The sequence below is a fragment of the Bacillus sp. ISL-55 genome, from assembly GCF_018613155.1.
Lineage (GTDB): Bacteria > Bacillota > Bacilli > Bacillales > Cytobacillaceae > Mesobacillus.
The window spans coordinates 97998-104769 of the sequence record NZ_JAGGQU010000022.1 but is presented as its reverse complement, the minus strand read 5'-3'; the positions used below and the strand labels follow the sequence as shown (position 1 = coordinate 104769).

Below are 6772 nucleotides of genomic sequence, written 5' to 3'. Positions count from 1 at the left end.
TCACCCCCTCCTACTCGATTCATATGCTTAGCCCCCGAAAGCTTCAAGGATATCCTCAACTTCCTTCATATTGAGTAATTTTGCAGCCTCTGTTTGTTCTTTCATGGTTCTTTCCTTAATAGGTGGCTGGATGAGGTAGGTTCCATTTTCAAGCATCGCTCGAATGTCAGCGAGCTGCTGAAGGATTTCAGCAGAGCCACCATTCAATACGGGCTTGGGATTTAGGTAATGATGGAGAGCGGATAGAACAAGATGGCTCAGTGAACTGTTGTCGGCATGATATTCGATTTGGTCCACTATTTTTGGTGAAACCGAGTATGACTCACCAGTCTTAACATCAATATATCGTTCAGGGACAGTTATCGCGATCTTATTTGCATAATCCGTATAGGTGTTTGACATACCGATCATCCTTCAATGGAAATTAGTTCCTCGGTATTCTCATGTTGTTTCTTGAGTTGATTCATTTTGGCTAAAATCATGAGTCCGAGGACGTTCAATTTTTCCAGGTTTTCTGGAAAAGTCAGCTCAATCGGGCGCCCCTTATCAGCCCATCTTACTGCGGCTTCCTGTATTTGCGTTTGGGCGAGTTTTGCTGCACCGCCAACAGCGATATAGCGGGATGCCCCTTTGATTTCACTCGAACTGCTCCTGGCGCGGTCAAAATGCTCAAGGTACTTTATAGCCATGATCCTCAATTGAGGGATCACATACTTGCTAATATCTTTCCTAACACCTGCAAAAGGTTCGACATACCATTCTGATTGGCCGGCGGATAGCTTTTCTTCTAGCTCAGACCTCGAGTCGAAGGTGTATAATTCATTTTTGCTGACTTTTTTAATGATTGTATCCAAAAACAAATTGATTCCAAAGTGGTCTCCTTCAACCGAAGCAACAGGTTTACTATTCTTAATCCCAACGAAATCTACTGAGTCACCGCCCAGGTCTCCAATGATAATTCCTTTCTTGGAATCCTTCACCAGATTATTGTCTTTAATTGTCAGTGTATCGACGTCCCGGATTAAACCTAAATATGCACAGGCTCCTTCAGCACCCACAATCACATCCTTGATTTCTAACTTGACAATCAATTCTTTAGGCTCAGGAATTCCTGGCACCTTATGGAGTGTAATGGTATGGTTTCCAATCAATCGCTGCTTCAATAACTCTTTCTTCTCTTTGTATTGAGTAGTTGGAAGAGATACAGCTAGTTGGTCTATACAATAGCTTAGTTCAATGTCGGTTGGATTAATGATAGAAGCATGGTAGGCTGCAGCGGCAAACAGAAGGATATATGTGCGGTCTTCGTCAGCTTTTTGATTATTGCTTGCTGTCAGGCTGACGTTTCTTTGCTTGGCAGCCGCCTTTCCAGCGTAAAAGATTTCTCTTTTGTTTGTGATCGCCGGGCTTTTTATCTCTACGATCAAATTTTCCTCGAGTTCAATATCTTCCTCGTCATAGGGCTTTTCATAAAATTCATCGTCATACAATGCAATGGCGTTTGGCATTTGGTATTCCCTCAGCTCTCCGTGATCAGAGGCCAGAACCTTATACCAGCTGTTGCCTATGTCGACTGCGAAATAATTATAATTGTTCATTTTATCCTCCTCCTTTTGAATCCTATGCAAAAGGCAAGTTCAATTGTGCAAGTACCTAGTTTTTATGTAGTAAAGAATTTAAAAAATAAGAAAAAATTCAATATCTGTAAAAAATCCGCATTTGTGCTGATTCATTCATCTAGTCCAAAAAATCTAGGAGGAATAGGATAAATTGTATAAGAAAATTAAAGGAGGAAATATAATGACTAGTGACCATAAAGGTAAGCATGGATGCGTGAATGTGAATAAATCTGCTTCAATGCCAGAATGCGAAAATGTTAGGGCGGTTCCGGCTGGAGTAGGACCTCTTGCCAACCTACCAATAACCCTGGCTGATGTCAGAGTAACAGATCACCTTGTTGCGGAAATCCACTTCCCTGACCCAGTACTTGAAATTAAGGATATTAAAAAGCGGGTGAAAATTGTCCAATGCAGATTGCTTCTAGGGACTACATTCCCTACGGCAGGCGTCCCGTTGTTCATCAAAGGCTACATCCGGAAGAATATCCAGTATGCTACACCTTGCCATCACGCTAAGAGTGATTGTGTATCATCAGAAATGCGCTCTTTGACTGTTGATGTTCCTTTTGAGTGTGTAACTGTTCTGACACGCGATCGCTTCATTAGAGGACCGATTTTGCCTGTAGCGAATACTCGTGATGAATTTGATTTCTTCAGAGCTCAGAAGCTAGGGCATGGATTCCCTGAAAAGGACGAATTATTATCAAGCGACTTGTCTCAATTCCATCAGGTAAGCACTCAGAACTATAATCCAATCACATATTGTGAATTAGTGGAAAGCAGCATTGTTCAATGGGATGAAGCAATCGACCGTTATCCTTTGCCTCATAATGGACCATTCGAAGAAGGAACATTCAAAACGATCATCGAAAAAACATTCCTGCAATTCCGTGTAAGAGTTTATCAAAACCAGCAAATCGATATCTCTGATTTATTCGATGAGGATTAAGAAATAGCAGAATTCCATTATCCAGTAGTATGCAAGATGATAAAAGCATGGCGAAGTCCAGAAAAATCTGGAGCCGCCATGTTTTTTCTTTATGCATCATACATATTCACGATTATCACTTTTTGCTAATTACCAATAGAAGTAAAAAAAAGATTTAAAAAAATTTTGCCATTGGCTTTGGCATGTACATTCCCAGCAATATAAAGGGATGTCATTGGGTACTGGCCCGAATTTTGTAATTGAATAAGGGCAAATGCCTAGACCCAGAAAATCAAAGTGCATAGGATAAAGCATCTTCACTCTAAGGAGTTTTAAGGAGGAGCCATGTATGTTTGAATTAGATAAAAATAAAAAGCCTGATTTTGAGTGTAAGCCTTCAACTGATCATTTTGAGTGCTCACCTCAACACCATCATCCGCATGTAAGTCTTGGAAAGGTGGTTACCAAAGTTCCTGTCGTTCTTGCTGAATTGACCCTGCATGTGAATCTGGATACGATGATTAATTTTCCAGAACCAGTGCTTGAGATCAAGGATATTAAAAAGAGAATAAAGCTGACCCAATGCAGACTGCTATTGCCGACAAATAAATTATTTATCAAAGGGTTTGTCAGAAAGAATATACAATATGCAAGTCCGAGTCAGGAAATCGAAGCTTCATCATCATCTTCAGTAGCTTCCGACTTGCATTCTTATACAGTAGATATTCCGTTCCAGGTAGTAACAGAGGTAAAGAACTTCCTTTCGAAGCCGGTAATGCCTCAAGTTAACAACCGGAAGGAATTTGATTTCTTTGTCTCAAAACCATTGTCAACGGGATTCCCGGAAAAAGATGAATTGCTGACCAGCGATTTGAGCCAGTTCCACCAGGAAAGCTCGCAGCATTATAATGAATTGCCTTTCTGCGAATTAGTCTCCAGCCAAATCATTGAATGGGATGAAGCGATTGACCGTCAGCCGCTTCCAACAACTTCACCGATTGATGAAGGATATTTCCAGACAATCGAAGAAAAAATGGTCATTGATTTTACAGTACGAGTACTTCAAAATCAACAAATCCGCGTTTCATCAGCAACAAATGATCCAGATTGCTATGACGAATCAGAATAAATATTAGATAAATGGCGGGGTATTATACTAGGCAACAATAGTATATGCCCCTTTATGTTTTTATCTCTAGAGAGAAAGGAGGGTAGGGATAGGTTGCAATAAAAGCAGACCCTCCCATTGAAGATGGAAAACAGAAATAGAACGTTCCATGAAATGAATCTGTTCCAGGGCAATTGGGGAAAAAATTCTGTGGATCCCAGGGGATTACAAAGTGAATCAGAGCTTGAAAAAGTTTTTGATGAAATCGATAAAAATCTTGCCGAGAATGTCAATGAAAACAGAGTGCGTCCCAAAGCAAAGAGTTCAGGCATGCCATTGATCCTCGCTCCTCCTGTTATTAAAAGCGTTGAAGAAAAGCCTTCCGCATTAAAAAGACGATTTACAATAGATGAGGAAGAGGAAGAATCAAGTGATTCGATGAAAATAGTTGATGAAGTGGAGGAACATTTTAAGGAAGAAATTCAGGGAGGATTTGATGAATCCTCTGATGAAAAAATATATGAAGAGTCCAGCAGTTTCGTTTATGAAGAGGAATCTGACGATCAGTTATCACCTATAGAAGAGTCAGGTGATGAACCTCATTATTACGAAAACCAAGAGGAATCAGTTGATTTTCAATATGAATCATCTGAATCATCTTCGGAACCTATGAAATTGGCTACGGCGGCATACAGCGGAAAAAATAATAGGACAGAAATGACGAAGGTGAGACTTCCTTTACACCTGGCAGATGTTGACCTTGAGATAGATATCTTTGATACATTCAGCCTCTCAAGGCAGATTTCATCTGTTTCTAATGTAGAGTGCTCGCTTCAATCGATTGATGCTGAGGTTTTACTCCCGTCAGCCAATTTATTCACTAAAGGAATACTTTTGATAAACATAGATTATGTAAGTGCTGACAATACAGGGACAATGCATTCACTTAAGATTCACATCCCTTGGAAAAAAATCATTCCGGTAAAATGGATTCATAGGCCAGAACTATCTTCCAAAGACAGCAAGGAATACTTATTCACTTCAAGTCTTGGTATAGAAGAAGGGTATACACGCGAATATAGGGAGAACTTAGTAGAAAAAGTGAATTATAGTCTATCAAGTTTGCATTGCGTATGGAATGAACAATTCGTTCAAAACGACCGAGTGATGATTCAGGGGACGGCAAGGATGAAAATTGATTTATATCAAAAACAATGCTTGGATTTACAAAAGTTACTTTCACTGTAAGGAAAACAGGGTGCCTCGTGTGAGACACCCTTGATGCATGTTAACCTTCATGGCGTTTCATTAACTCTTTCATCCTGTCCTTCATGCTTTTTGGCTGATGAGCCATCTTATAACCTGTGTCACAGGAAGAAGATGAGGACTCTTCTTCTTTGCCGCCGTAGCAATAGCCCAAGTTAACCTGCTGCTTTTGAAGCAATTTGAAGAATAAGCCAACTTCCATCTTTTCAGTGATGCGGTTGAATCTTCCCCAGTTGTCAAAATCCTTGTAAAGATCCAGATCGTTGACAAAGGATGCAAGAAGTTTGCAGTCAATCGGCTCATTATAGTACTCATACGTATACGCACCAGAAGTACAGTTATCAGCACCGTGGCCTTTCTTGTCAATGAATCTTCTTTCGTAAACGGTGTTCTTTTGGCTCAAATGTTCGTAATCTGGGTAATTGTAAACTTTGACAGCCTGGCTGCAAGTAAATGGCACATCTACGCTGTAGTCCTTCAATACTCCGCTGCATTGTTCTACATATTGGATATTCTTATGAACAACACCGGATATATAGAGTTTTACCTTGTCATAGTCCATTGCAGAACGAATCGCCTTGCATTGTGTCAAGGAAACATTCCTGCGCATTTGTTTGATCTCACGCGCTGCAGTTGGCAGTTCAATGTCACTTTCAACTTCTACCTGTAGCTCAACTTCTGCCAATGCAACATCAATGTCAGCGACTGGGTACTGAAGGTAGTTGCCATAAGGATAGTAAGAATCATTATCGCAATCAACCCGAAGCGTTTTTGCTTCATCACATGAAAGCTGTGGCGGGCAGCCATGGTTTGAGTTGCAACCTGTATTTCTCTTCATATCTTTCACTCCTTTTTTTTTAATCAAAAGCAGTAAGAAACAGTAAAAGTCTGCTCCTTTCTTTTGACTTACTATTTTATATGCCAGTACACATCTAAATGAATAGACGAATGATAGAGGGCAATCACATATTTTTTTCTTTGGAAGAAAAAGTTGAGAGTTTTCGGGACAAGAGCGGATTATTTTACATTAAAAAACCCCACATATAGCGGGGCTGTTGAGCTATGCGGGGAATTAGCGTCCAGAGCATAATAGCTTCTTAGGGTCCATCTTTTTTGCTTTTACAGGTGGGAAGCATGTAATTCCGACAAAGTCTTTTAAATCGACTTCAAAGCACGCTCCAGTCCTGACGAATCCCTCAATTCCATTATGTTTTCCTTCGCATCGTTCTGGACAGAGCAATTCTAGGATCGCACAGCAATTGGAACCTTTCGTAAAATCAACTACACGGAAGAAAGTAGACTTAATGTCATAAAAGCAGCCATTAATTTTAACAACTCCAGTACCGACGAAGGTCTCGCAGTCACCTTTACTGCATCCGCATAATAATTTGAAAGGTATGGTATCGAAGTTTGACTGTTTACATTGATTAAGGAGTTCTTTGATTGACCGATCACAGCTTACATCACAGCCGTGTTTTTTGCGGGTAACTTCATGCTGTGCTTCATTAATATCCCTAACCTTTTTGCAAACGCAGCTGTGGGAATGATGATCATCATGATCTTTTTTGCAGCCACAGTCATGAAAATCGTGATCCATGTCTTTATGATTATCTCTATCCTTGCGATGATCCCAATCTTTATGATCGTCCCAATCCTTGTGCTTATCTTTATGCGTCCGTTTCTCCATACCGCGATTAGACTGTTTCTTTTTGTGATCGTAATCATCATCAGGTCGATGGTCATCTTTGTAATAATAATTCATAAAAAGCGCCTCTCCTTTCTTATAGAGTGGTGATGTATTAACAGGATATGGGGAAAAGCAGTGGTTTGTATGGGGATGTGACTATACAG

7 protein-coding genes are annotated in these 6772 nt (G+C 40.2%); 3 read left to right on the top strand and 4 right to left on the bottom strand.

All coding sequences use genetic code 11. The features are described 5' to 3' along the window. Positions 1–27: 27 nt before the first annotated feature. Both J7E32_RS12475 and J7E32_RS12470 read right to left on the bottom strand, forming a co-directional pair. Positions 28–402, bottom strand: coding sequence for a hypothetical protein (locus tag J7E32_RS12475; RefSeq protein WP_286183115.1), 375 nt, complete (start codon positions 400–402; stop codon positions 28–30). A gap of 5 nt (positions 403–407) precedes the next feature. Beyond that, a complete protein-coding gene (locus tag J7E32_RS12470; RefSeq protein WP_214907725.1) occupies positions 408–1598 on the bottom strand; it encodes a ParM/StbA family protein in 1191 nt (396 codons plus the stop codon). 202 nt (positions 1599–1800) lie between these two features. On the opposite strand from J7E32_RS12470, the gene J7E32_RS12465 reads away from it, so the two are divergent. The 3 genes from J7E32_RS12465 (at position 1801) to J7E32_RS12455 (ending at position 4903) form a co-directional block, all read left to right on the top strand. Further along, positions 1801–2568, top strand: coding sequence for a CsxC family protein (locus J7E32_RS12465; protein ID WP_214907724.1), 768 nt, complete (start codon positions 1801–1803; stop codon positions 2566–2568). A 328-nt stretch (positions 2569–2896) separates the two neighbouring features. Continuing rightward, positions 2897–3676: a CsxC family protein gene (locus J7E32_RS12460; RefSeq protein ID WP_214907722.1), complete on the top strand. Its 780-nt coding sequence runs from the start codon at positions 2897–2899 to the stop codon at positions 3674–3676. Positions 3677–3799: 123 nt separating this feature from the next. Beyond that, positions 3800–4903 (top strand): hypothetical protein, encoded by a 1104-nt coding sequence (locus tag J7E32_RS12455; RefSeq protein ID WP_214907720.1) that lies wholly within the window; start codon positions 3800–3802, stop codon positions 4901–4903. Between the two features lie 40 nt (positions 4904–4943). Here J7E32_RS12455 and J7E32_RS12450 read toward each other — a convergent pair whose 3' ends face one another. Further along, positions 4944–5759 carry a CsxC family protein gene (locus J7E32_RS12450; RefSeq protein ID WP_214907718.1) on the bottom strand — a complete coding sequence of 272 codons (816 nt, stop codon included), beginning with the start codon at positions 5757–5759 and terminating at the stop codon, positions 4944–4946. A gap of 234 nt (positions 5760–5993) precedes the next feature. Then, positions 5994–6683 carry a CotY/CotZ family spore coat protein gene (locus tag J7E32_RS12445; protein WP_214907716.1) on the bottom strand — a complete coding sequence of 230 codons (690 nt, stop codon included), beginning with the start codon at positions 6681–6683 and terminating at the stop codon, positions 5994–5996. Between the last annotated feature and the right edge of the window lie 89 nt (positions 6684–6772).

Coding starts and splice junctions, on each gene's coding strand:
- J7E32_RS12455 (WP_214907720.1), top strand. CDS start 3,800: ATGGAAAACAGAAATAGAACGTTCCATGAAATGAATCTGTTCCAGGGC.
- J7E32_RS12450 (WP_214907718.1), bottom strand. CDS start 5,759: ATGAAGAGAAATACAGGTTGCAACTCAAACCATGGCTGCCCGCCACAG.
- J7E32_RS12465 (WP_214907724.1), top strand. CDS start 1,801: ATGACTAGTGACCATAAAGGTAAGCATGGATGCGTGAATGTGAATAAA.
- J7E32_RS12445 (WP_214907716.1), bottom strand. CDS start 6,683: ATGAATTATTATTACAAAGATGACCATCGACCTGATGATGATTACGAT.
- J7E32_RS12470 (WP_214907725.1), bottom strand. CDS start 1,598: ATGAACAATTATAATTATTTCGCAGTCGACATAGGCAACAGCTGGTAT.
- J7E32_RS12460 (WP_214907722.1), top strand. CDS start 2,897: ATGTTTGAATTAGATAAAAATAAAAAGCCTGATTTTGAGTGTAAGCCT.
- J7E32_RS12475 (WP_286183115.1), bottom strand. CDS start 402: ATGTCAAACACCTATACGGATTATGCAAATAAGATCGCGATAACTGTC.